17 protein-coding genes are annotated in these 24734 nt (G+C 71.3%); 12 read left to right on the forward strand and 5 right to left on the reverse strand.

Translation table 11 applies throughout. The features are described 5' to 3' along the window. The first annotated feature begins 178 nt into the window (after window positions 1-178). Complete coding sequence (locus FOF48_RS13700; protein WP_143901620.1) at window positions 179-1558, forward strand: hypothetical protein; 1380 nt, start codon at window positions 179-181, stop codon at window positions 1556-1558. 12 nt (window positions 1559-1570) lie between these two features. Here FOF48_RS13700 and FOF48_RS13705 read toward each other — a convergent pair whose 3' ends face one another. Then, entirely contained in the window at window positions 1571-3364 is a 1794-nt protein-coding gene (locus FOF48_RS13705; RefSeq protein ID WP_143901622.1) for a sigma 54-interacting transcriptional regulator, read from the reverse strand. A 621-nt stretch (window positions 3365-3985) separates the two neighbouring features. Here FOF48_RS13705 and FOF48_RS13710 point away from each other — a divergent pair. Beyond that, the gene (locus FOF48_RS13710) at window positions 3986-5206 is read left to right on the forward strand and encodes a heparin lyase I family protein (RefSeq protein ID WP_143901624.1); all 1221 of its coding nucleotides are present in this window, start codon (window positions 3986-3988) and stop codon (window positions 5204-5206) included. A gap of 81 nt (window positions 5207-5287) precedes the next feature. Next, a complete protein-coding gene (locus FOF48_RS13715; protein WP_143901626.1) occupies window positions 5288-5842 on the forward strand; it encodes a hypothetical protein in 555 nt (184 codons plus the stop codon). A 6-nt stretch (window positions 5843-5848) separates the two neighbouring features. On the opposite strand, the gene tesB is transcribed toward FOF48_RS13715, so the two are convergent. Next, window positions 5849-6718 (reverse strand): acyl-CoA thioesterase II, encoded by an 870-nt coding sequence (gene tesB / locus FOF48_RS13720; protein WP_143901628.1) that lies wholly within the window; start codon window positions 6716-6718, stop codon window positions 5849-5851. 101 nt (window positions 6719-6819) lie between these two features. On the opposite strand from tesB, the gene FOF48_RS13725 reads away from it, so the two are divergent. The 4 genes from FOF48_RS13725 (at window position 6820) to FOF48_RS13740 (ending at window position 15068) form a co-directional block, all read left to right on the forward strand. After that, on the forward strand, window positions 6820-8376 hold the full coding sequence (locus FOF48_RS13725) for an ArnT family glycosyltransferase (RefSeq protein ID WP_370456577.1): 1557 nt from the start codon (window positions 6820-6822) through the stop codon (window positions 8374-8376). Between the two features lie 167 nt (window positions 8377-8543). After that, entirely contained in the window at window positions 8544-12107 is a 3564-nt protein-coding gene (locus FOF48_RS13730) for an endopeptidase (protein ID WP_143901630.1), read from the forward strand. 295 nt (window positions 12108-12402) lie between these two features. Continuing rightward, window positions 12403-12708 carry a hypothetical protein gene (locus FOF48_RS13735; protein ID WP_143901632.1) on the forward strand — a complete coding sequence of 102 codons (306 nt, stop codon included), beginning with the start codon at window positions 12403-12405 and terminating at the stop codon, window positions 12706-12708. Between the two features lie 302 nt (window positions 12709-13010). Beyond that, window positions 13011-15068, forward strand: coding sequence for a M20/M25/M40 family metallo-hydrolase (locus FOF48_RS13740; RefSeq protein WP_143901634.1), 2058 nt, complete (start codon window positions 13011-13013; stop codon window positions 15066-15068). A 112-nt stretch (window positions 15069-15180) separates the two neighbouring features. Here FOF48_RS13740 and FOF48_RS13745 read toward each other — a convergent pair whose 3' ends face one another. Further along, window positions 15181-16326, reverse strand: coding sequence for a biotin carboxylase (locus FOF48_RS13745; RefSeq protein WP_143901636.1), 1146 nt, complete (start codon window positions 16324-16326; stop codon window positions 15181-15183). 412 nt (window positions 16327-16738) lie between these two features. On the opposite strand from FOF48_RS13745, the gene FOF48_RS13750 reads away from it, so the two are divergent. From FOF48_RS13750 to FOF48_RS13770, 5 genes are all read left to right on the forward strand, one after another. After that, the gene (locus FOF48_RS13750; protein WP_255442139.1) at window positions 16739-19009 is read left to right on the forward strand and encodes an FUSC family protein; all 2271 of its coding nucleotides are present in this window, start codon (window positions 16739-16741) and stop codon (window positions 19007-19009) included. Window positions 19010-19179: 170 nt separating this feature from the next. Next, complete coding sequence (locus FOF48_RS13755) at window positions 19180-20562, forward strand: MATE family efflux transporter (protein ID WP_143901638.1); 1383 nt, start codon at window positions 19180-19182, stop codon at window positions 20560-20562. A 175-nt stretch (window positions 20563-20737) separates the two neighbouring features. Further along, window positions 20738-21961: a glutathione-independent formaldehyde dehydrogenase gene (locus tag FOF48_RS13760; RefSeq protein ID WP_143901640.1), complete on the forward strand. Its 1224-nt coding sequence runs from the start codon at window positions 20738-20740 to the stop codon at window positions 21959-21961. Window positions 21962-22112: 151 nt separating this feature from the next. Next, window positions 22113-23138, forward strand: a complete 1026-nt coding sequence (locus FOF48_RS13765; RefSeq protein ID WP_143901642.1) for a hypothetical protein — start codon at window positions 22113-22115, stop codon at window positions 23136-23138. A gap of 76 nt (window positions 23139-23214) precedes the next feature. Beyond that, window positions 23215-23607 (forward strand): hypothetical protein, encoded by a 393-nt coding sequence (locus tag FOF48_RS13770; protein WP_143901644.1) that lies wholly within the window; start codon window positions 23215-23217, stop codon window positions 23605-23607. On the opposite strand, the gene FOF48_RS13775 is transcribed toward FOF48_RS13770, so the two are convergent. After that, on the reverse strand, window positions 23604-23972 hold the full coding sequence (locus FOF48_RS13775) for a helix-turn-helix transcriptional regulator (RefSeq protein WP_143901646.1): 369 nt from the start codon (window positions 23970-23972) through the stop codon (window positions 23604-23606). The two genes, FOF48_RS13770 and FOF48_RS13775, sit on opposite strands and share 4 nt — an antisense overlap. 8 nt (window positions 23973-23980) lie before the next feature. Further along, window positions 23981-24640: an SRPBCC family protein gene (locus tag FOF48_RS13780; RefSeq protein ID WP_143901648.1), complete on the reverse strand. Its 660-nt coding sequence runs from the start codon at window positions 24638-24640 to the stop codon at window positions 23981-23983. Window positions 24641-24734: the final 94 nt, after the last annotated feature.

Raw genomic sequence — 24734 nt, forward strand, 5'->3', positions numbered from 1 at the left:
CGGAGCGGGCCCCTGTAGCATTCAGGAGTGAAGCCGGCCCCACGGGGCAGGATCAACAAAATCAATACGTTGGGTCCTGGCGCGGAAGGTGCTCTTGGGGGCACTCGCGGCGGGAGCGCTGGATGTCAGTCCCATGCGCTTCTCTGCGTGGGGAACCCTCATGCGAGTCGAGGTCGGTATGCGTAGGACGTTGTGCCTGTGGGTGATGCTGGCGTTGTTCGTGGGCGCGCGCTCGGAGGCGGGGGAAGCGCGCGAGACCACGGTGGGGCTGGAGCAGCTGTCGCGGTCGCTGGTGGCGGCGGGACTCAACGCCGTGAGCACGCAGCGGGAGCCCCTGGGGGGCGGACTGGCGCACTACACCTGGAAGGTGCGGGTGGGGACGGGCCGGTACGACGCCATCACCCTGCACCGCGTGGTGCGTGAGGTCCTGCCGTTCGTCCCCGCGCGCACGGGGCGGGCGGTGTTCATGGTGCACGGGGACCTGTGGGCCTTCGTGCCCGCGTTCCTCACGAACACGCGCGTGTCCACGATGCCGCAGGACGAGTCCCTGGCGGGGTTCCTGGCGGGCCGCGACGTGGATGTGTGGGGCATCGACCTGCGCTGGGTGGGGGTGCCGGAGACGGAGAAGAACTTCCAGTTCATGGCGGACTGGCACCTGGACACGCACGTGAAGGACCTGGGCACGGGGCTGGCGTGGGCGGACACCGTGCGGCGGCTGTCCGGCGCCACCGGGGGCAACGACAAGATGTTCCTGATGGGCTGGAGCCGGGGCGCGACGATTGGCTATGCGTACCTGGACGGGGAGGTCCAACTGCCGCGCTCGCTGCGCCGGGTGGACGGCTTCGTGCCCATGGACATGGTGCTGCGCTTCGGGCCGGAGGCGGCGGAACAGCGGGCCTGGGCCTGCGCCCGGTACGAGGCGCTCCGGACGGCCCGCCGCGCGGGGCGCACCGAAGGGGGGCTGCTGGGACCCGCGCCGGGGACGCCGGTGCGGCTCATCGGGCAGCTGGCGCATGACGCGCCCAACGAGCCCTCCCCGCTCGCGGCGCCGGGGCTCGCGGGGCTGCCCCCGCCCACCAACCGGCAGTTCGCGGTCATCGCCGCCGGGGCCACCGCGGCCCTCTTCGCGCCGCTCCAGCCGCTGACGCCGGGCTACCACCTGAACGGCAGCCTCCCGGACACCACCGGCCTGCCCTACCAGACGGCCTTCACGCCGGAGCCCACCCTCTTCGACTACCTCCAGCTCGCGGTGCCCTACCAGAGCCTCAACGAGGTGGTGGAGACGGAGGCGCAGCTGTGCGGCCTGGACGTGCCCTATGACGACCACCTGAAGGACGTGAAGGTGCCGGTGCTCTACGTGGGCGCGGGGGGCGGCGTGGGCCGCTTCGGCGAGTACTCCACGCGCCTGCTGGGCAGCACGGACGTGACCCACCTCATCGTGCGCAACCGCCCGGAGGCGGAGCGCGCGCTGGACTACGGGCACGCGGACCTGTTCCTCGCCCGGGACGCGCGCGCCCGCGTGTGGACGCCCATCCTCCAGTGGATGCAGGCGCGCTGAAGGGGCCCCGCGTCAGTCCGGCTTCCACAGCCCGTGGCGCCGGGCGCGGCGGCCCAGCGTCACGGGGTCCATGCCCAGCGCCACCGCCGCCCGCCGCAGGACGCCGCCGTGGCGCTCCAGGGCCTCGCGGATGAGCTCGCGCTCCACCTGGTGGAGCCGGGCCCGCAGGGAGCCGTCCCCGGTGGGGTCCGCGCGGGGCACGGTGTTGTTGATGAGGGCGGGCGGCAGCAGGCGCCGGGTGAGCATCTCCCCCGGGCGCGACAGGAGCACCGCCCGCTCCACCACGTTGCGCAGCTCTCGCACGTTGCCGGGCCAGCCGTAGCCGTGCAGCACCTCGTCCGCGTCCGGCGCCACCCCCGTGGCGGAGCGCTTGAGGGTGCGGTTGAACTGCTCCACGAAGGCCCGCGCCAGCTCCGGGATGTCCTCCGGGCGCTCGCGCAGGGGCGGGATGTCGATGGTGAAGCTGTTGAGCCGGTAGAAGAGGTCCGCGCGGAAGCGGCCGCCCCGCACCTCCTCCCCCAGGTCCCGGTTGCTGGCGGCCACCACGCGCACGTCCACGTGGCGCACCTGGGTGCCGCCCACCGGACGGACGTCGCCCGTCTCCAGCACGCGCAGCAGCTTCGCCTGGAGGTTGGGCGTCGTGTTCTCGATTTCGTCCAGGAAGATGGTGCCGCCGTTGGCGAGCACGAAGAGGCCCGGGTGGTCCGACACCGCGCCCGTGAAGGCCCCCTTCACGTGGCCGAAGAGCTCGCTCTCCAGCAGCGTCTCCGTGAGCGCGCCGCAGTCCTGCACGACGAGCGGCAGGTCCCCCCTGCCGCTCAGCCGGTGGAGGATGCGCGCCAGCACCTCCTTGCCGGTGCCCGTCTCGCCCTGCAGCAGCACCGCCACGCGGTGGGGCGCGACCAGGCGCACCATCTCCATCACGCGCTGCATCGCGGGGCTGCGGAAGCCCACGTCCTCCGCGTGGCGCCCCGGGCCGCCCGCGGGGCCCTGCGCCAGGGCGCGCTCGCGCAGCAGGTTGCGCTCCAGCTCCAGCGCCATGCGCCACTGCTCGGTGCGAAAGCCATGCTCGCGCCCCGCCTGGAGCACCGCCTGCCGCACGACGTCCGGCGCCGGCCAGGCCCCCAGCGCGCGGTAGATGCGCCCGCTGTTGAAGAGCGCCACCAGCCGGTCCGGCGCGGCGGGGGCGCAATAGACGATGCGGGAGGCCAGGTCGCTGGGCGGCCCCGCCCCCGTGGGGTCCACCTCCGCGCGCAGCTCCGCCAGGGACTCCACCAGCGCGAGCGCGCGCGCCTCGTCCTGGCCGCACACCAGCAGCGCCGCCATGTCCCCGCGGGACAGCAGCGCGTGCACGTCCTCCGCGCTGGCGGCGAAGTGCGGCGTGGCCGCGCCGTCCAGGGCCTGGCGCACCGCGCGCGACTCGTCGTCACTGGCGAAGGCCGCCACCACCTGGAGGTGTGACGTGGAGAGGTAGCGCGCCAGCTTCACGCCGTCCGCCGCGTCGAAGGCGCCGAAGCTCACCCCCAGCGCGGCGACGGTGCCGCCGCCGCCCGCGGTGTCGTGGCGCCAGCGCACCGTGCCATGCACGCGCACGTGGGCGCCCGTGTCCGGCAGCGAGAAGGCCAGCTCCACCGCCTCGTTCTCGTGCGGGCCCTCCGACGGCCGGCGCGGCGTGGCGATGAGCCCGATGCCCGTCTCGCTGATGTTCACGGACCAGCAGCCGTGCAGCGCCGGCTGGGTCACCACCTTCACGTACAGCGGCTTGCGCTCGCTCCGAGGCACCTGCTCGGACGCGGGGCGCGACATGGCGTGCGTCACTCGTCCGGCCTCATGGCCGCGGCGCGGCGGGCTTCCTGGAAATCCACGGGCATTTCAGGAGGGGTTCTGCCTGATTCTCCCGTCATCGCAAGTCGGCGGCAAAGGGGTGTGTCCCAGGGCTCGACACAACTGGACACGGGTCCTAAATGCCCTGCCCCAACCCCGGCGCGCGCGTCCCCACACCCCACCACAACCCGGTGCGTCCAGGACCCTTGCTCCGCGGGTACGCCTCCCACGCGACGGGCCGTATCGGCCCTTTCGGACGGTTGAAGGATTCCACCCGGGCCGTCTGAAACAGATGTCTGTCTTTCAATTTCGGGCCTGCCCAGCATGCAGGCGTGTTCAGCGTCGCTTGTGTTCGAAATAGAACTTCGCTATTCCGGTTGCCACCTTGGAGCACGGCAGCCATTTCCCCCCGCTGCCGGATGGAGCACACCCACAAACGACATGCTGTCTTTCTCCTCCCGTCGACACGGCCCTGTCGTTCAGGTCCGGGAGTACGAGAGGGGACTGCCCGCTGTAAAGCCAGACATCCCCCGGCCATGCCCCTGCCTCCTGTCATTGGAGCATGGCCTTTCACTGCCTGTCCTTTCCCCCTGGGGCAATCCCTTGAAGAAAACCCTCCTCCTGGTTGAAACGCTGTTCGTCCTTGGCGCCGCGGGCTGTGGCGCTCCGGACGGTACCCTTCCGGAAGATGAAACCCAGTCGTCGCTGCGGACGTCCGACGAGGGCCTCACCGCCAGTGGCTGCACGCAGCTGACCCCCAGCAGCGTGAAGGCCAGCGGCGATGACGGCACCGGCAGTGTCGCGGCCAACGCCCTGGACGACCAGCTCACCACGCGCTGGAGCAGCCTGGGCAAGGGCCAGTGGCTCGACTTCGACCTGGGCTCCACCAAGGGCGTGAGCGGGATGTCGGTGGCCTGGCACCAGGGCAACACGCGGGTCAATACCTTCACCATCTCCGTGTCGCCGGACGGCATCACCTACACGCCGGTGTACAGCGGCAAGAGCAAGGGCACGACGACCGCGGCGGAGACGTACACCTTCACCTCCGTGAACGCGCGCCGGGTGCGCGTCACCGTGCAGGGCAACACCGTCAACGACTGGGCCAGCATCGCGGAGGCGCGCCCGTGCTCCGGCGCGACGACGTCGCCCACGCCCAGCGGCATCGTGTGGAAGGGCGACTTCGAGTCCGGCGACCGCAGCCAGTGGGACGGCACGCAGATGGTGTCCGCGGACCGGCTGCAGGTGATTCCGTCGCCGGTGCGCGAAGGCGGCTACGCGCTCAAGGCCACCGTGCGCCAGGGCGATGATCCCATCAACGCCAGCGGCAACCGCAACGAGCTCTTCAAGCAGACGAAGGAGGCGACGGGCTCCGAGTACTGGTACCGCTGGAGCACGCGCTTCGCGGCGGACTTCCCCAGCGTGAAGACGTGGCAGCTCTTCACCCAGTGGCACCACGACGGCTGCTGCGGCTCCCCACCGGTGGAGTTCTACGTCTACGGCGAGGAGATGCGGCTCAACATCGGCGGGTCCCCGGGCACCATCGTCTGGACGACGCCCCTGGTGCGCAACACGTGGCATGACTTCATCTTCCACGTGAAGTGGTCCCCCAACTCCAGCGTGGGCTTCGTGGAGCTGTACTACGACGGCAAGCTGGTGCTGCCCAAGCGCAACATCGCGACGCAGTACTCCGGGAGCCTCAACTACCTGAAGATCGGCCTGTACCGGAACGACACCATCGCGCCCGTGGGCGTCGTCTACCACGACGGCTGGGTGATGGGCCGGACCAAGGAAGACGTGCTGAACGCCAACTACCAGTTGAAGTGAGACGCCGGGCGGCGTGCCCCGGTAGGCACCGGGGCACGCCCCGGGATAGGCTTTGACGCCCATCCCGGAGGAGCCCACTCCATGCGCCTGTGCGCCGCGTTGACCGCCGTATCCCTGCTGGCGTCCTGCACCACGACCTACGCGATTCCCAAGCCGGAGCTCGCCCGGCTGGATGGCTTCAAGGACGACAACGCGGCGCTGTTGAAGGAGCTGGGCGACGTGATGCTCAACCGCCCCACGGACCGCCGCCGCGCGGTGCGGGACGTGGAGGGACGCACGCACCAGTTCACCGCGGACACCCCCCTGGCGCTGGCGCGGGTGGCCCCCCAGGAGGAGCTGGAGTTCCAGCGCTTCATCGAGGTGGGCGTGGACGCCGCGCGGTTCCGGGGGGTGCCGCTCCAGGGCGGAACCCCCACCCCGCTCGTCGTGCCGATGGAAGAGGTGGACCACGCCCGGCTGCGCGAGTTCAGCCTGGGCAAGACGTTGCTGCTCACGGGCGCCATCGGCGTCGCGGTGCTGGGCTCGCTGGTGGCGGTGAGCACGCTCTTCGAACCCACCACGGGTTCGGACGACGATCACCACCACGGCGGCGTCATCGACCTGGGACATGCGTCGGCACCACGCCTCCGGTTCTGAGGAACCCTAGCGCCCCTCCGTGCGCTGGCGCAGGAGCCCCTCCTGCGCCACGGAGGCGACGAGCCGCCCGTCTCGGGTGAAGACGTGCCCTCGCGCCAGGCCGCGCGCGTTGCCGGCCCAGGGGCTCTCCAGGCTGTAGAGCAGCCAGTCGTTCACCTTCAGGTCGCCGTGGAACCACAGCGCGTGGTCCAGGCTGGCCATCTGGAGGCCCGGGCGGAGGAACGTCACCGCGTGCGGCTGCAGCGCGGTGCCCAGCAGGTTGAAGTCGCTGGCGTACGCGAGCACGTAGCGGTGCACCTGGGGCTCGTCCGGCATGGCCCCATCAGCGCGGAACCAGACGTGCTTCACCGGCGCCTGGGCCTGGGGCTCGAAGGGGTCCACGTGCGTCACCGGGCGCATCTCGATGGGCTTGGCGGACAGGAACTTCTCCCGGAGGCGCTCCGACATCCGGTCCGCGTGGCGCCCCAGGAGCTCCAGGTCCGAGGGCAGTGACTCCGGGGGCGGCACGTCCGGCATGGGGGCCTGGTGCTCGAAGCCCGGCTCATCCGCCTGGAAGGAGGCCATCAGCGTGAAGATGGGCTGGCCCTTCTGGATGGCGACCACGCGGCGGGTGGTGAAGCTGCCGCCATCGCGCACCCGGTCCACGGTGTAGACGACGGGCAGCCCCGCGTCCCCAGGGCGCAGGAAGTAGCCGTGCAGCGAGTGCACCGTGCGGTGGGCGTCCACCGTCTGGCTGGCGGCGGACACGGACTGGCCCAGCACCTGCCCTCCGAAGAGCTGGCGGAAGCCCAGGTCCTGGCTCGCGCCACGGAACAGGTTCTCCTCGATGGGCTCCAGCTTGAGGAGCCCCAACAGCTCGTCCAGCACACGGCTCATGTCCTGCCTCCCGGTTTGACGCACCCCGTCTCTACCCCACCCCGCCGCCGGTGCGCTCGGGTCAATGTAGAGTGTGGCGCCTTTCCCTACCGGAGGAGCCCGTGGTCCCGCTTTCCCTGCGCGACGCCCTCAGGCGGCACCCGGTGGCCTGGAGCATGGTGGCCACCTTCACCGCCAGCCTGCTCCTGCGGGGGCTGTACCTGGCGGCCTCGCCGGACCGGGACTGGCCCTTCTCCGTCTTCTTCGCGGGCGACGCGCGCTTCTTCCACACCGCCGCGCTGGACTTCGCGAGGCGGCAGCCGACCCCTCCCGCCCTCCCCTACCACCCACCCCTGTTCCCCGCGCTCCTGGGCCTGCTGTACCGCGCGCTGGGGGAGCCCCAGGGCAGCGCGCTGCCCTACAAGCTGGCGCTCGCGTGCCTGGGCGCGGCCACGGTGGCGCTGTGCCAGGGTTGGTGGCGGCGCCTGCTGGGCACCGCGTGGAGCCTCATCGCCGCGGGGCTGTACGCCGCGAGCTTCGGATGGCTGGTGTTGTCCACCTCCTACAGCAATGAAACGCTGTCCGCGCTGTGGCTGTGTTTCACCTGCGCGCTGGTGCTCCCAATGGCGTCTGTCATTCCGTCCTGGCCCACGGTGCTGGCATTGGGCGCGGTGATGGGATTGGGCACGCTCACCCGCGCCGAACATCTGGGGTTGTGGCCCTTCCTCCTGGTGTATGCGTGGACGGCGCGCGAACGGACCCGGGCGCTGAAGCCGTGGGCCCTTCGCTGGAGCGCCGCGGTGGCCGTGTCGCTGCTGGTGCTGGTGCCGGGCGCGCTGAAGAACCTGGACACGATGCGCGAGCTGAACGCCCGCGCGCCAACGCTGGAGCCGCTGCCCGAGTGGGTGCCCGTCACCGTGTACGGGCCGCTCAACTTCGCCATGGCGAACCACGCGGGCGCCACGGGCGGCTTCACCCCGGCGCTGATCAACCAGGGCGGCCACAACGGCCAGTTGGATGCCTCCCGCCCCGAACACCGGCGGCTGCTCCTGCACGGCTACGCGCAAGGGCTGCGGTGGATGGCGGACGCGCCCGGCGCCGCGGCCCGGCTCCTGGGGGCGAAGCTGGACCGGTGGCTGGACGGCCTGAGCCTGGGCGTGGGCGTGTCCGACGTGCCCGGGGGCCTCACCGGCGAGCGCGCTCCGGTGGACGTGTTCGTGCCCGACGCGGGGCTCCTCAAGTGGCCCCTGGCGGCGCTGCTGCTCGCCGGAATGCTGCTGTCCCTCCAGCGCCCGCACGCGCCCTTCCGGCTGCTGTCGCTGGTCGTGCTGCACCGGGTGCTCGTCACCCTCGCCTTCTTCGGCTACGCGCGCGGGCTGCTCGTCATCTTCCCCGCGCTGCTGCCCCTGCTGGTGCTGCCGCTGAAGGTGCTGTCGGAGCGCCACGCGGCGCTGGCCCGGGCCCTGCCCGCGCTCGCCGGGGCGCTGCTGCTCCTGCTCTGGGCCGAGGCCGCGGTCCTCGCCGCGCGCGGGGTGCCCCGCCGCCTCATGGCCAGCGGCACCACCGACGCCGTCAACGGCAAGCTCATCCAGGACGACCGCGTCCGGCTCTGGCTGCCCCCTGATGGCAAGCCCGGACGGAATACTGTGAGCGGATGGAAATCCTCCGGGAGTGAATGATGGACCAGTGAACATTTCAACTTCTTGAAATAAATGGAAATTTCAAATTTACGACTTAGTCAGGAATAGCCGCAATTCACTTTAAAAATGCACATGCCCTAAAGCAGGGGGCGCTCCGGCCCGGAGCCCGCCGGACCCGTCCGGCGGAATCATCCGAGGAGACGTGCATGCGCCCCCTGCGGTCCGCAATCTGTTGTCTGGCTCTCTTGGTTTCGTCCACGACGTACGCGCTCCAACCTCCCCAGCCCGCGCAGCAGGGCGCGGTGGCGAAGAAGGCGTTCTTCAAGCCTGAGCTGTACCTGCCCATCCAGAACATGCCGCTGGAGAAGGCCCGCAGCCTGATGCCGCGCGTGGGCGCGGACAAGTGGGCGGGGTTCCTCGCCCGCAACGGCGGAAACGTGCAGGTGTACCTGGATCCGCTGTCTGGAACGGCCACGGGCATCCAGGGCAGCTTCCCGCTCATCCCCGGCGACGGCTTCCGCAACAACGTGAGCCTCAACGACGTGCGCCAGGGACTGGGCCGGTCGGTGGGCGGCGTCGACGAGTCGGTGGTGGGGGAGCTGGTCTTCAAGTTCATCGCGGACAACCAGGACGCGCTGGGCGTGGACCTGCTCCAGCTGGGCGCGCCGCGCGTGACGCAGGTGACGGACTCGCTGTGGCAGGTGCACATCCCGCAGGTGGTGCAGGGGGTGGCGGTGCGCCACGGCCGGCTGGCGGCGACCATCAGCCATGGCAACCTGGTGCTGCTGGGCACGGAGGCGTGGGCCAACGTGACCATCGGGGTGAAGCCCTCGTTCACGGCGGCGCAGGCGCTGTCCGCGGGCAGCGCGTTCCTGGGCCAGACGCTGTCGCCCACCAGCCTGTGGCAGCAGCCCAAGCTGGAGGTGGCGCCCTTCGCGCGCACGGGCGCGGCCTTCGGCCAGGGCTATGGCCACGCGCTGGTGTGGAGCTACGGCTTCTCCAACGTGGGTGAGACCGAGCGCTGGAAGGTGACGGTGGACGCGAACTCCGGCGAGGTGCTCGCCGTGGAGGACGACAACCACTACTTCGACGCGCAGATCAAGGGCGGGGTGTACCCGTCCACCAACATCGGCACGTGCACGTCCAAGGAGACGTGCGGGACGATGCAGCCGAACACGCCCATGCCGTGGGCGAACACCGGCTTCGCCGCGCCCAACAACTTCACCGACGGCGCGGGCATCTACAACTACAGCACCGGCACCGTGAACACGACGCTGTCGGGCAAGTACGTGAAGATCGCCGACAGCTGCGGCACCATCAACGTCAGCTCCGCCACGGGCTCGCTGGACCTGGGCGGCGTGAACAACGACCACGACTGCACGGTGCCCGCGGGCACGTCCGCGGGCAACACCCCGGCGGCGCGCTCCAGCTTCTACGAGCTGAACAAGATCAAGGAGGTGGCGCGCGGCTGGCTGCCCACGAACACGTGGCTGCAGGGGCAGCTCACGTCCAACGTGAACCTGTCCAGCACGTGCAACGCGTTCTGGAACGGCAGCACCGTGAACTTCTACAAGTCCGGTGGCGGCTGCCGGAACACCGGTGAGATTGGCGCGGTGTTCGACCACGAGTGGGGCCACGGCATGGACAACTTCGATGCCAACGGCACCCTGTCCAACTCCAGCGAGGGCTACGCGGACATCGCGGGCATCCTGCGGCTGCAGACCTCCTGCGTGGGCTACGGCTTCTTCCAGACGACGAACACCGGCTGCGGCCTCACGCCGGACGGCACGGGCTACAACCAGCAGGAGTCGCAGGTCGCCGGCCAGTCGTGGTGCAACCTGCGCTGCTCGGGCGTGCGTGACGCGGACTGGGCGGCGAGCGCGCCGAACATCCCGGCCACCCCGCAGAACTTCACCTGCCCGATGTGCTCGTCCGGCTCCGGCCCGTGCAGCAAGCAGGTGCACTGCGCCGCGTCCCCGGTGCGCCAGGCCGCCTGGGACCTGGTGACGCGCGACCTCACCGCCGCGCCCTTCAACTACAACTCCAACGACGCGTTCCTCCTGGGCAACAAGCTCTTCTACCAGGGCTCCGGCAACGTGGGCACGTGGCACGCTTGCAACTGCTCCGCCGGCACGTCCGACGGCTGCGGCGCGACGAACGGCTACATGCAGTGGCTGGCCGCGGACGACGACAACGGCAACCTGGCGGACGGCACGCCGCACATGACGGCCATCTACGCGGCGTACAACCGCCACAACATCGCCTGCTCCACGCCCGCGCCCACCAACGGCGGCTGCGCGACGGCCCCCACGGCGGCCCCCACCACCACGGCCACCCCGGGCGACAGCCAGGTGAGCCTGTCCTGGACGGCGTCCTCTGGCGCCAGCCAGTACTGGGTGATGAAGACGGAGGGCTTCGCGGGCTGTGACTTCGGCAAGGCGCGCGTCGCCACCGTCACGGGCACCAGCTACACGGACCCGGAGGTCGCCAACGGCCGCCAGTACTGCTACTCCGTCGTGCCCGCCAGCAGCAACGCGTGCTTCGGGCCGGCCTCCACCTGCACCTGCACCACGCCCACCTGCGCCGCGCCCGGCGCGCCCACGCTGACCACCCCCTCCTCCGGCGCCACCGGCGTGGAGCTGCTCGCGGTGCTGGACTGGGATGATGTGTCCGGCGTCTCCGGCTACGAGGTGCAGGTCGCGACGGACAGCGCGTTCACCAACGTGGTGCGCAGCGCCAACTCGCTCGTGGCCAGCACGTGGACGGTGTCCCCCGGCCTGTCGGCCACCACCGCCTACTACTGGCGCGTGCGCGCGCTCAACTCGTGCGGTGGCACCAGCTCCTGGAGCGCGGTGAACAGCTTCACCACGCGCGGCTGCGTCACCCTGGCGGCCCCCACCCTGTCGTCCCCTGCCTCCGGAGCCACGGGCGTCGCCCTGTCGCCCGCGCTGGACTGGTCCGACGTGGCGAGCGCCTCCGGCTACGACGTGCAGGTGGCGACGGACAGCGCCTTCACCAACGTGGTGCGCAGCGCGACGGGCCTGTCCACCAGCGCCTGGAACGTGACGCCCGCCCTGTCCAACCTCACGTCGTACTCCTGGCGCGCGCGCGCCACGGACAGCTGCGGCGCGAGCCCGTACAGCACCGCGTTCAGCTTCACCACCACCAACGTCTGCACGCCCACCGTGGCCAGCTACAACACCACCGTGAAGGCCCCCGCCTGCGGCTCCGTGTGCGGCTGCGACACCGGCACCACGCTGGTCAACGGCCGCGGCACCGTGTCCGGCGGCGCGGAGCCCAACCAGCCCAACACGGTGGGCGCCACCTGCGCGGACGGCACCACCGGCACCTACCACGTGGATGAGAGCATCGACCGCATCGTGCTCAAGACGGTGGACCAGGGCCTCATCACCCCGGGCAAGCAGCTGACCGTGGACGTCACGGTGTGGTGCTACGGCACCACGGACCAGCTGGACCTGTACTACACGACGAACACCACCTCGCCCACGTGGACCGCCGTCACCACCGCCCAGGCCTGCACCGCGGTGGGGGTGAAGACGTTCTCCATCCCCGTCACCGTGGGCAGCACCACCGGCCAGCACGCCGTGCGCGCGCAGTTCCGCTTCGGCGGCACCGCCACCAGCGCGTGCGTGTCCGGTTCGTACAACGACCGCGATGACCTGGCCTTCAGCGTCGTGTCCTCGGTGGCCGCCAGCCCCGCCGCTCCGGCCGCGAAGCAGGTCCAGGGCCGCACCCTGACGGCCCGCTAGTCCCACCGCGCGGACGTCACGCCGTTCCCAGGGGCTCCCGGGTCATCCCGGGGGCCCCTTTTTCCTTCCCGCACCGCCCGGCACCGGACAGGCGCTGGAACCCGGGTGTCCACCACCGGGCGGCAGGGCGCCGCCGCAGAACAGCAATTCACGTATGTCAAGACGGGGGCGCCCGGGAAGTCGCGAAAGCGGCAGCAAGCTGGCGAGAAAGCGCGAGCACCTGGCCGCGGGAGGACACAGCTTCATGAGATAGTCCGCGCCACTTCGTCGTTCTTGCCTTCAGGAGGGTGCCGCGATGTTCATCGAAATCATCGTCATGCCTCGCGAAGAAGTGAGCCCGAAGCGCCGCTCGCCCCGGACCCCGGAGCAGCGCGGCAGGGAAGCGCTCGCCCAGGCCTGGCGTGACGAAGGCAAGGCCTTCCACGGCGCCGTCCTGGAGTTCATCAAGGCACAGCACCTGCTGGGCGCGGTGAAGTGGATGAGCGAACCGGGGCTGCTGCCCCAGGTGACGCTCGTCGCTTCGGAGCGCGTGCTGGAGAAGCTCCAGGCGGAGCCCCGGTTCGCCGCGGGCCGCGCGCTGTCCATGAACCTGCAGACCTGATGTCCCGCGCCGTCCCGGCGCCCCTCCCTCCACACCCATGTCACCCCGTCACCGGTCCGTGATGGCCCCCCGCGTGAGCCCATCCGCGAGGCCCCCACACGCGGCCCGTGTGCGTCATTTCCCTCCGGCTTAGCCTGTCTCATCCTGTTTCACGATGCTCTCAGTCTTGACTCGACCATCTTGAATTCCACAGGATGCGCCCCGCCCCACGGGTCTGGACGCCTCCGTCCGAACCGGGACGTGGGCGGATTTCCACCGTGCCTTCCGGCAGCGCGAGCCTTCGCCTGCAATCGGAGCGGAACATGCGTTTGAAGAGATTGGCCCCCGTCGTCCTGTCGCTGTGCTGCGCCACCGCCTCCGCCGAACAGCCGCGCGAGAAGGAGGTCTACATCACGGTGGGCTCGGAGACGCTGAGCACGCTGCGCACGTCGCTGCGCACGACGGGCGCCGCGCCCACGCTGGTGCGCGAGGCGAACGGCGTGAGCGTGCTCAAGCTGCGCGAATCGCAGCTGGGGGACGTGTCGGCCATCATGCATGACCAGTATCACCGCTGCGCGGGCTTCCTCGCGCACGACACGCAGGAGGCGGCGCTCGCGGCGCTGGAGCCCGCGCCCGCCGCGCCGCAGTCGCTGGTGACGTACACGCTGGACAACGCGCCGGTGGTCAACGCGCTGTTCTCCGGCCTGCAGGAGGCCACGCTGCGCAGCACCATCACGCAGCTGTCCAGCTACACGAACCGCTACTACAACGGCTCCACCGGCGGGACGCAGTCGGCGGACTGGCTCAAGAGCACCTGGGAGTCGTACGCCAGCGGGCGCGGCGACGTGAGCGTGCAGCTGTACACGCACTCCGGCTGGAGCCAGCCCTCCGTCATCGCGACCATCACCGGCACCGTCTACCCGGACGAGGTGGTGGTGATTGGCGGCCACCTGGACTCCATCAACATCACCGTGCCCACCTCCAGCCGGCCCTCGGCGACCGCGCCGGGCGCGGATGACGACGCCTCCGGTATCGCCACCCTCTCCGAGGTCTTCCGCGTCGCGATGGCCAAGGGCTACAAGCCCGCGCGCACGGTGAAGTTCATGGCGTACGCGGCGGAGGAGGTGGGCCTCTATGGCTCGCAGGCCATCGCGCAGGCGCACAAGGCCGCGGCGGTCAACGTGGTGGGCGTGCTCCAGCTGGACATGACCAACTACCGCGGCTCCACGGTGGAGGTGACGCTCGTCACCGACAACACCAACGCGGCGCAGAACACGTTCCTGGGCAACCTCATCGACACGTACACGGGCTACACGCGCACCAACATCACGTGCGGCTACGGGTGCTCCGACCACGCGTCGTGGAACAGCCAGGGCTACCCGGCGTCCATCCCGTTCGAGGCGCTGATGAACCAGGACAACCCCTACATCCACACGGCCAACGACACGCTGGCCAACAGCACCGACGGCACCAGCGGCAACAACGCGAACAACGCGCTGAAGTTCGCGCGCATTGGCGCCGCGTACCTGGCGGAGCTGGGCAAGGGCACCATCCCCGGCCTGCCCACGGACACCACGCCCCCCACCGTGTCGCTCACCTCGCCCACCAACGGCGCGACGGTGACGGGCACCACGAACCTCACCGCGACGGCCAGCGACAACGTGGGCGTGAGCAAGGTGGAGTTCCTGGTGGACGGCGCGGTGAAGGCCACGGTCGTCTCCGCGCCCTACACCTTCGCGTGGGACAGCCGCACGGTGGCCAACGGCAGCCACACCGTGGCGGCCAAGGCACATGACGGCGCGGGCAACACCGCCACCACCTCCACCAACACGGTGACGGTGTCGAACGTGTCCACGTCCGGCACCTACGACGCCACGCTCAAGACGGTGCGCTGCAGCGCCGTGGCGGCCACCTGCGACAGCGGCACGCTCTTCAACGGCCGCGGCAACCTGTCCGGCGGCGCGGAGCCCAACCAGCCCAACACGCTGCGCGGCACCTGCGGCGACGGCAGCGAAGGCAGCTACCATGGCGACGAGTCCGTGGACGCCCTCAAGGTGTCCACCGTGGACGGCTCCAACTTCGCCGCGGGCAAGCAGGTGAAGGTGGAGGCCAAGGTGTGGGCCTACGCCAGCCCGTCCTCGGACCGCCTGGACCTGTACTACACGGCCAACGCCAACGCGACGACGCCCACCTGGACGCTCATCACCACCCTCACCCCGACGGTCGCCGGCTCCCAGACGCTGTCGGCCACGTACACCCTGCCCACGGGCACCGCGCAGGCCGTGCGCGCGCAGTTCCGCTACGGCACCGGCAGCCCCACCAGCGCGTGCGTCTCCAACAGCTACAACGACCGCGACGACCTGGTGTTCGCCGTCCAGTGAGCCCCTGTCCCTGACGTGAAGGGATGACGCGGAGGGGTCCAGGCACATCGCCTGGACCCCTTCGATGCTTTCACGGGCCGCCCGGGCACCGCGCGCGCCCCGCTTCCGCCCCCTACCGCCTCCGCCAGGCCTGCCGGGTCAGCTGGACGACCAGCTGCGTGAAGGACCAGCCGAAGGCCCGCGCGGAGAGGGCCACGAGGCTGTCCTCCCGCTCGCGGCCGGGGCGCCCCGGCCCGTTCATGTTCGGCTTCAGGTTGAGGTCGAAGAGCTGGAACGTCCCCAGCTCGTCGCTCCGGCAGTCGATGCGGATGGGCGCCGCCACGTCCAGCACCCGGGCCGCGCGCACGCACTCGGCCACCAGCGCCTGCACCCGGGGCTCCCTTCGCGCGGACGGCGACAGCGGCTCGCTGTTGTCCAGCACCGCCACCTCGCCGCAGTAGGGCGCCACGCCGTCCTGGTGGTGGAAGCGGCGCACGGGCGGCAGGCACCAGGGGGACAGCCCCCCATCCGGGACGCCATCCCGCTCGAAGGCCCCGGGTGGCATCACCGTCACGGTGAGCTCCTCGCCGTCCAGGTACTGCTCCAGCAGGAGCGTGTCGCCGAAGCGCGGCCCCCCGTCCTCCCTGGCGGCCAGCAGCCGCCGCGCCACCTCCTGGAGCTCCGCGAGGCCCCTCACGCGCACCACGCCCTGGCTGCCCCGGCCCCGCAGCGGCTTGAGCATCAGCGGGAAGCGCAGGCCCCGCGCCTCCAGGTCCGCGGCGGCCAGCCGGTCCACGCCCAGGCGCCCCGGCGCGGCGCAGGCGCTCACGAGGACCGACGCGGCGACGGGGCACCCCGCGCGGCGCAGCGTCGCGTTGGTCACGCCCTTGTCGTCGAAGGTCTCCACCGTGCGGGGCTCCTGGCCCACCACCCACACGTCCTTCAGCACGGCCTCCAGGGGGTGGCCCGTGAACAACACGGTGTTCGCCCACAGCATGCGGGCCCCCGCCGCGCGCGCCGCCGCGATGCCGGCCGCGTCGTCGCCGAACACCCAGTCCTCCTGCACGCGCGGGTCGGGGTTCGCCACCGGCGTCACCACGGGGCACCCCGCCTCCCGCAGCGCGTACGCGATGTCCGCGCCGCTGTCCGCGTAGCCTCCGGGCTTGGTGGGCTTGCGCACGCCGTCGATGACCGGCGCCGGCAGCGCCTGGAAGAGCACCGCGACCGGCGCGGGCGCCTCGTCCGGGGGAATGCGTTCGCGGTGAGTCTCCGTCTCCATGTCCCAACCCTCCGAGCGCCCGGCCGGCCGACTGCTGGGGCCCGGCCGCCGGGCTGGCCACGCGCCCCACCTCGAAGGAGATGATGCCCACCCCGCGGCCGGCGTGAGGCCCCCGCCGGCCGCTCGGAGGGCGGGGGCCGGCCATGCTCCCCGCCGCGAGGCGTGCGTCCGGGCCCCACGGCCGCCTCCGGGTGGCACGCCTCCGGAAGCGCGCCCGCGAGCCGCTTCCCTGAGGGCGTGGGAGGCGACGTGGCGGGCCTCGGTGCGCCGTGCCACGCGTCCGACGAAGGAGGTCGTCCGTCCTCCGTGGCCATCCTCCCTGGCGGCTCAGGACCCGCGGTCCAGCAAGCCGCGCACGGCGGGGCGCACCTTCCGCGGAGTGACATCCGGCGGGCGCCGGCCCCGGATTCCGGTGGCCCCCCTGGAGGCGTTGCTCTATGGGGGATGGGTGATTCGCCGTCAGTTCCTGGAGCATGCCAAGGCCGTGGCCCGCTTCGCCCCGGTGCGGCCGTCGGCGAAGGCGGGCTTGCGGGCCGCGCTCGCGTTCTTCGTGCCCACCGTCGTGGGCAGCGCGCTGAATCTGCCTGGCGGCCTGTGGCTCGCGGTGGGCGGCTTCAACACGTCCTTCGTCGACAAGGGCGGCTCCTACCACGCCCGCTTCCGTGCCATGGGCGGCACGGCGGTGGCCGCGGCGGCGGCCGCGGTGCTGGGCAGCCTCGCGGGCATGCACCCCGCGCTGGCCATCCCCGCCGCCCTGCTGTGGGTGACGGCGTGGAGCTTCGCGGGCGTGTACGGCGCCGCGGCGAACCTCACCGGCAACATCGCCGCCACCACCTTCGTCATCGCCCTGGCGCTGCCCGCGGACAGCGCCCTGGGCGCGCTCGAGTCGGGCGCCGCGCTCCTGGGTGGAGCGGCGTGGGCCATGGTGCTGTCGCTGGTGCTCTGGCCCATCCGCCCCTACCGGCCCGCGCGAAAGGCGGTGGCGGCGTGCTTCGACGCGGTGGCGGACTACGCGGAAGCCATGTCGCGCGTGGCCCAGGCGGGACTCGAGGACACGTGGCAGGCGCTCATGCAGGAGCAGCACGGGCGCATCCGAGAGACGCTGGAGCTGGCGCGCACCACGCTCACCGCCACGCGCCAGGGCCGCGGCGAGCGGGGCCGCGGCGAACGGCTGCTGGTGCTGCTGGAGGGCGCGGACGCGATGTTCATGGGGCTCATCGCCCTGGGTGAGGACCTGGAGAGCCTGGGCCCCCCGGTGAGCGGCCCCGTCGCGGACCCGAGGGCCGCGGTGGCCGTGGCCCTGCTGGACTGCGCGAACACCGCGCGCGACCTGGTGCGGCTGGTGCAGGTGGAGGGCCACAGCCGCAGGCCGCGGCCGGAGTGGGACGGGCGCGCGGTGCGCGACGCGCTCACCGACCTGGACGCGCGGGGCCTCGTGACGCGGCTGGAGCGGGCCCGGCTGCTGGACGTCGCGCGGCTGCTCACGGAGATGCGCGAGCGCGCGGACGTGGCGCTGGACACCGCGTGCCGGCTGCCCGGCCCTCCCACGGCGGGAATGCCGCCGCCCGCGCGCGAGCTGGCCGAGGAGGCCTCCCCGTCCCTGCTGGAGCCCGTGCGCGCGCACCTCACGCTGGGCTCGGAGGTGCTGCGGCACGCCCTGCGCGTGGGCCTCACCACCACGGCGGCGGTGTGGATCGCCAGCGTCTTCCGGCCGAACCACGGCTACTGGGTCACCCTCACCGTCCTCACCGTCATGCAGCCGTACACCGGGCCCACCTTCCTCAAGGCCCTCCAGCGCGTGCTGGGGACGGTGGTGGGCGGGCTGCTCGCCATCGCCGTCGCGTCGTGGCTCCAGGACCCGCATGCGCTGATGGCGCTCCTGTTCTGCACCGCCGCCCTGTGCGTGAGCCTCATCCCGCTCAACTACGGGCTGTTCACCGTCTTCGCCACGCTCACCTTCGTGCTGCTCGCGGAGATGGGCAGCGGGGACTGGACGCTGGCGACGGTGCGAATCGTCAACACGCTCATCGGTGGAGCGCTGGCGCTCGCGGGCACCTTCTTCCTGTGGCAGCGCTCGGAGGAGGAGCGCTTCCCCACGCAGATGGCCGAGGCCCTGCGCGCGGACCGGGAGTTCTTCGCCGTGCTGAGCGCGGCCTGGCAGCGGGGCGAGCCCCCCGCCGGGGCAGCGCTCGCGGAGGTCCGCCGCAAGCTGGGGCTCGCGACCATCAACGCGGAGACGTCCTTCCAGCGCCTGCTCAACGAGCCGCGCTGGCGCACCGAGGCGCTGGAGCCCCTGATGACGCTGCTCGCCTTCACCCGGAGGTTCGCCGCCGTCTGCACCCTGCTCGCGTCACGGCGCTCCGTGCCCACCACGCCCGCGGTGCGCGAGGCCCTGGAGCGCTACGCACGGGCCATGGACGGCGCGATGGAGGACCTGGCGGACGCGGTGCTCCACGGCCGCCGCCCCCGGCCCCTGCCCGCGCTGGACGCGCTCATCGGCTGGAACGTCCCCACCCCGGACGCCGCCGGCGCCGCGCTGGCCGCGGAAGCCCCCCTGCTCCAATCACAGCTCGAACGGCTCGGGCGCCAGCTCTCCGTGCTCCACGCCGCCGCGACCCGACGCCTGGAGGCCGCCCCGCGCTCCACGCCCGAGGTCCAACCCTCCGCGCTCAACGGTCCCTGACGGAACGAGCGGAACAGACGGATGGACGCCGTGACACGTCCGACAAACTCGTAGGCCCGCGTCTCACTCTTTCAGCCCCAAGCAAGCACCGGACAAGCAACCGGCCCCCGCTTCGGGTTGAAAACGAAAAATCGCGCGCGCACAGTGGGACCACCTGACGCGGCGCATCCATGCACACTGAAGTCCAGACGCATCCTCCCCGGGAGCCGGGCCTGTTCCGGCTGACCTGGCCCATCTTCTTCGAAATCTTCCTCTTCATGCTGATGGGCACGGCGGACACGCTGATGCTCAGCGGTGTGTCGGACGCAGCCGTCTCCGCGGTGGGCGTCGTCAACCAGTACGTCTTCATCTGCATCCTCATCATGGAGGTGGTGAGCCACGGCGCCTCCATCGTCGTGTCCCAGTACCTGGGCGCGAAGCGGAGCGCGGAGGCCGCGCGCATCGCGGCGCAGGCCATCACGATGAACTTCCTCCTGGGGCTGGCGGTGAGCGGCGGGCTGCTCCTGTCCGCGGACGCCATCCTGGGGCGGATGAACCTGGAGCCCCAGACGCTGGCGTACGCGAGCACCTACTGGCACATCGCGGGCGGGTTCCTGTTCCTCCAGGCGCTCATCAACGTCTTCTCCAGCCTCATCCGCACGTATGGCTTCACGCGGCAGTCCATGTACGTGGCGCTGGGCATGAACGTGGTGCACGTGCTGGGCAACTGGGTGCTCATCTTCGGGCACTTCGGCGTGAGCGCGCACGGCGTGGCGGGCGCGGCGATGTCCACGGTCTTCAGCCGCGCGGCGGCGCTGGGCGTGTTCGGGTGGATGCTCTGGCGGGTGATGGACGTGCGCATGGCGCGCCGGGACTTCGTGGCGCTGACGCGGGAGTACGTCCGGAAGATCCTCCGCGTGGGCGTGCCGTCCGCGGTGGAGCAGATGACCTACCACGCGTGCCAGACGGTGTTCCTCTACTACGTGACGTACCTGGGCCCCACGGCGCTGGCGTCCCGCCAGTACGCCAACGCGATGTCCCAGTACGTCTTCCTGTGCAGCCTCGCCATTGGCATGGGCACGGCCATCATCGTCGGGCGGCTGGTGGGCGCGAGCCGCTCCCAGGACGCCTATGCGCGCGTGCTCAAGAGCCTCAAGTGGAGCATCGGCATCACCGTGGCGGTGGACCTGACGGCCATCGTCTTCCGCGAGCCGCTGATCCGCCTCTTCACCCACGACGGCGACATCCTGCGGATGACGTCGCAGGTGCTCGTCCTGAGCCTGCTGCTGGAGACGGGGCGCTCGTTCAACCTGGTGCTGGTGAACGCGCTGCGCGCCGCGGGTGACGCCACCTTCCCGGTGATGATGGCGATGCTGTCCATGGTCTGCATGAGCCTGCCCCTGGGCTACTTCCTGGTGTTCCACCTGAACCTGGGGCTCGCGGGCGTGTGGCTGGCGGTGGCCGCGGATGAATGGACGCGCGGGCTGGCCATGTGGCTGCGCTGGCGCAGCCGTGCATGGGAGCGCCAGTCGCTGGTGTCGCCCGCCGAGGCGCCCGCGGTGATGGCGCACTGAGGGCGACGCCCTGTCCTCCCCGGTCACCTCCCGGGGCAGCCGGGCTCCGCCGCGCGCCTGCCCTGCACTCTTGCACGGGGCGTCCGGCCAGGCCCGTGGCCCGGCCCCTTCTCCTGGAAGCGAGGCGACCCACTATTGGTGGGTCGCGCCACCGCCTTGAATCCGGGAGAAGCCCATGCTCGCCGTCGTCTACAAGCAGAACAGCCAGGTGAAGGTCGAAGAGGTCGAGGATCCAAAGGTGGAGGCCCCCACCGACGCCATCATCCGCGTCACCTCCGCGGGCATCTGCGGCAGCGACCTGCACATGTACGAGGGCCGCACCGCGTCCAAGGCCGGGCAGGTGTTCGGCCACGAGAACATGGGCGTCGTGGAGCAGGTGGGCCCTGGCGTGGTGGGCATCAAGAAGGGGGACCGCGTGGTGCTGCCCTTCAACATCGCCTGCGGCACCTGCTTTGACTGTGTGCGCGGCCGGACGGAGGCTTGCCTCGTCGCCAACCCCGACGCGCCCCACGCGGGCTACGGCTACGCGGGCATGGGCCCCTACCGCGGCGGACAGGCGGAGCTGCTGCGGGTGCCCTGGGCGGACTTCAACTGCTTGAAGCTGCCCGGCCAGCCGGGCGACGCCTTGGAAGATGACTTCCTCCTCCTGTCGGACGTGTTCCCGACCGCCTACCACGGCACCGAGCTCGCGAACGTGCGGCCGGGCAGCACGGTGGCGGTCTTCGGCGCCGGTCCGGTGGGCCTGCTCGCGGGCTACTGCGCGCTCCTGCGGGGCGCGTCGGAGGTCTACGTGGTGGACAGCGTCCCGGAGCGCCTGGCCAAGGTGAAGGAGATGGGCGCCATCCCCATCGACTTCACGAAGGGCGATCCGGTGAAGCAGATCATCGAGCTGCGCCGCAAGAACCCGCTCATCATGGGCGCGCTGCGGCCGGGTGAGGAGAAGGCCCTGGGCGTGATGTGCGGCATCGACGCCGTGGGCTACCAGTCGCGCGACAACAAGGGCGCGGACGCGCACGGCGGCAAGGAGAAGCCCACCCAGGTGCTGGAGCAGCTGGTGGAGCTGGTGAACCCCACGGGCTCCATTGGCGTCGTGGGCGTCTACATCGCCCCGGACCCAGGCGCCTCCGACGAGAACGCCAAGCAGGGCATCTACCCGCTGCCCTGGGCCAAGGTGTTCGACAAGGGCATCACCGTGGGCACCGGCCAGACGCCGGTGAAGCGCTACAACTACTTCCTGCGCGACCTCATCATCGCGGGCCGCGCGAAGCCCAGCATGATCGTCAGCCACCGCCTGCCGCTGAGCGACGCCCCGGACGCCTACCAGAAGTTCGACGCGCGCAAGGACGGCTACACCAAGGTCATCCTCAAGCCGCAGCAGCGCCCGAAGGCCCGCGCGTAGACACCGGCGCCGGGGCCCTGGGTGAAGCCGGGGCCCCGCGTCCCCCGGGGCGTCCAGGCCCCAGGCCGTGCAAAGGCCGCAACTCCTGGCGGGGCTGGCCGATAATTCCTCAACGTCCACCGTCTCGGTGGTTCGAGGGGGAAGACCCAGCATGTCCAGAATCGGCGAGTCCATTGGTGGCGCCATCGCGGCGCGCGTGAAGCAGGCCCTGACCCCGGAGGTCCGCCCGGCTCCGCCGCCCCCGCCCCCCGCCGCCGCCCAGCGCCCCTCCGACACCTTCGAGTCCGCGTCCGCGGTCCGGCGCGGCGGGCCCTCGCTGGGGACGCCGACGCCCGTGGCCACGCCCACCCAGGTGGGGACGGCCGGCACGCCGGTGGCGACGAACGGCGGCACGGTGGCGGACTACCAGGTGGGTCCTCCGCGGCGCCCCGACATCCACCACGACAACGGCTTCCTGCAGAACCCCAACGACCCCAACGACCCCAACCCCATCCCCACGGAGAGCCCGGGCCTGGGTGACTACGCGGCGCGGGCCGAGTGGGAAGTGAAGCTCAACGGCGCGCGCGCCCTCCAGGGCATCCCGGGGGTGCCGCACAACAACATCCCGGACGGGCTGGACACGTACGACCACTTCCTGCACGGCAACGGGGCGGACCGGCACTTCGACTACGAGCGCTTCGTCAGCACGGACCCCGCGGGCCAGGCGGTGCTCACCAACTCCACCCGCGACACGCAGCAGGCGGTGGAGGCGGCCTACAACCAGATGGTCGCGCAGGATCCCTCGCTCGCCGGCAAGCCGGTGACGTTCCAGGTGACGGGCTCGCAGATTGGCGTGGGCGGCAGCGAGCAGTTCCCGTACCCGGAGACGGAGAACTGGCAGAAGGCCATTGGCGGCCACTCCATCTGGAACAGCGCCACCGTCACCGTCTACCCGCCGGAGACGCCGGGCGGAAAGCCCCGCTTCGAGATGGACATGACGCTGCACGCGGAGGACCGCTACAACTTCAACCCGGGCCAGGCGGACATCAACACCGGCACGCCGGACGCGGCCAACGGCCGGCTCGAGCGCACCGGCCTGGGGCACCAGTACACCAACTACGGCACGCTCCAGCGCCACGTGACCTGGGAGCAGGGGAGCCCCGAGAATGCGGTGTCGCGTCCCATCGGAGGCCGTTAGGCGCGCGCTCGCTGGCACCCTGCTGTTGGGGTGTGTTTCGCTGGCCTGCGACAAGCCCACGGGCGGGAGTGCATCCATGACGACACAGACGGCCGCTCCGGCCGCGAAGACGGGAACGGACCTGGAGACGCTGGAGAAGACCGTGACGCTGCCGCGCCGCCCCCAGGCGGTGCGCTGGCGCCAGTCCGCGCGCGGCATCCCGGGCGGGCTGGGCCCCACGGACACGCAGTTCCTCGCGGAGCTGGAGTACGCGGCGGCGGACGTCCCCGCGCTCCAGGCCGCGCTGAAGCCCACGCGGCTGACGGTGAAGGTGGAGGACGGCGGGTGGCTGCCGGACGCCACCCGCGACGCCCTGAAGGGAGCCACCGCCTACGACGCGGCCCCCTTCTTCAAGGGCTCGCTGCGCCAGGGCACCGTGTTCCACCTTCCGGGCACGAACACCTTCGTGCTGGTGCTCTTCAGCAGCTAGTCCTGGGACTTCTTCCAGGGAGAGGGCCCGTCGCCAGCCTTGGCGCGGGCCTTCTTGCCGCGCGCCACCTCCGTGGCGAGCGCGTCCAGCCGGGGCGTCCAGAACACGCGGAACCGCTCCAGCCAGGCGTCGACCTCGCGCAGCGGTCCCGGGTCGACGTGATAGACGCGCCGGGTCCCTTCGGCGCGCACGCCCGCGAAGCCGCTGTCGCGCAGCACCTTCAGGTGCTGGCTGACCGCGGGCTGGCTGATGCCGAACTCGGCTTGGATCGCCTCGGTGACCTCGCCGGAGGCGCACTCGCCTTCGGCCAGGAGCTCCAGGATCCGCCGCCGTACCGGATCGCCCAGGACATCGAAGGCGTGCATCGAACCTCTCAGACCCCCGGATGCCGCACATCGGGAGGTGGCGCGCCAGTATAGAAGGCCGCCGTCCGCGCCGCGCGCGCCTTCGCCACCGCGCCCTCCTCTCCCGCCGCCGCCTCCGCTCGCGCCCAGCCGTTGCTGCTGGCCAGGATGAAGGCCTTGCCGTCATCCGACGCCGTCCAGGCCGCCGCCGCGGCCTTGTCCACGGTGTCCCCGCCGGACTCCAGGTGCAGGCCCAGGCCCACCAACCCCAGCTCCCAGCCGATCCCCACCGCGCCGGGGCCATAGTCGTCCCAGAAGGGGCTGACGTGGGCCATGTGCTCCAGCCGCAGCCGAGCCCCGCCGCCCGGCGCCTCGGACAGGGTGACCTCCACCCAGCTCACGTCCCCCCGGGCCTCCCACGTCAGCCCCAGGCACCGCGGCGGCTCGCAGCGGGTAATGGTGCCGCCGGCGTTGCCCTGGAGCTGGTAGCGGCCGCCCAGCTTGAGGTCGCCCGACACCGGCAGGAACCAGCGGGGGATGCGCTCCGGCTGGGTCAGCGCGTCCCAGAGGTCCTCGACCGTCGTGTCGTAGTCCCGCATGGCGATGACGACCCGGGCGGGCTTGCCCTCGTGCTCGCGGCTCTCCACCTCTCGCACGACGGCCCCGATGTAGCGCTCCACGTTGATCATGGCGTCTCCAGACTAAGGTTTGACTTATATAAGACAAGCCTTATTCAATCTGTCAACGCCGACGCGTCGGTCCACGAGGCACGAAACGAACGAA

This window comes from Corallococcus sp. Z5C101001 (genome assembly GCF_007352635.1).
GTDB classification, from domain to species: domain Bacteria; phylum Myxococcota; class Myxococcia; order Myxococcales; family Myxococcaceae; genus Corallococcus; species Corallococcus silvisoli.

Coding starts and splice junctions, on each gene's coding strand:
- FOF48_RS13700 (WP_143901620.1), top strand. CDS start 179: ATGCGTAGGACGTTGTGCCTGTGGGTGATGCTGGCGTTGTTCGTGGGC.
- FOF48_RS13705 (WP_143901622.1), bottom strand. CDS start 3,364: ATGTCGCGCCCCGCGTCCGAGCAGGTGCCTCGGAGCGAGCGCAAGCCG.
- FOF48_RS13715 (WP_143901626.1), top strand. CDS start 5,288: ATGCGCCTGTGCGCCGCGTTGACCGCCGTATCCCTGCTGGCGTCCTGC.
- tesB (WP_143901628.1), bottom strand. CDS start 6,718: ATGAGCCGTGTGCTGGACGAGCTGTTGGGGCTCCTCAAGCTGGAGCCC.
- FOF48_RS13730 (WP_143901630.1), top strand. CDS start 8,544: ATGCGCCCCCTGCGGTCCGCAATCTGTTGTCTGGCTCTCTTGGTTTCG.
- FOF48_RS13735 (WP_143901632.1), top strand. CDS start 12,403: ATGTTCATCGAAATCATCGTCATGCCTCGCGAAGAAGTGAGCCCGAAG.
- FOF48_RS13740 (WP_143901634.1), top strand. CDS start 13,011: ATGCGTTTGAAGAGATTGGCCCCCGTCGTCCTGTCGCTGTGCTGCGCC.
- FOF48_RS13745 (WP_143901636.1), bottom strand. CDS start 16,326: ATGGAGACGGAGACTCACCGCGAACGCATTCCCCCGGACGAGGCGCCC.
- FOF48_RS13755 (WP_143901638.1), top strand. CDS start 19,180: ATGCACACTGAAGTCCAGACGCATCCTCCCCGGGAGCCGGGCCTGTTC.
- FOF48_RS13760 (WP_143901640.1), top strand. CDS start 20,738: ATGCTCGCCGTCGTCTACAAGCAGAACAGCCAGGTGAAGGTCGAAGAG.
- FOF48_RS13765 (WP_143901642.1), top strand. CDS start 22,113: ATGTCCAGAATCGGCGAGTCCATTGGTGGCGCCATCGCGGCGCGCGTG.
- FOF48_RS13770 (WP_143901644.1), top strand. CDS start 23,215: ATGACGACACAGACGGCCGCTCCGGCCGCGAAGACGGGAACGGACCTG.
- FOF48_RS13775 (WP_143901646.1), bottom strand. CDS start 23,972: ATGCACGCCTTCGATGTCCTGGGCGATCCGGTACGGCGGCGGATCCTG.
- FOF48_RS13780 (WP_143901648.1), bottom strand. CDS start 24,640: ATGATCAACGTGGAGCGCTACATCGGGGCCGTCGTGCGAGAGGTGGAG.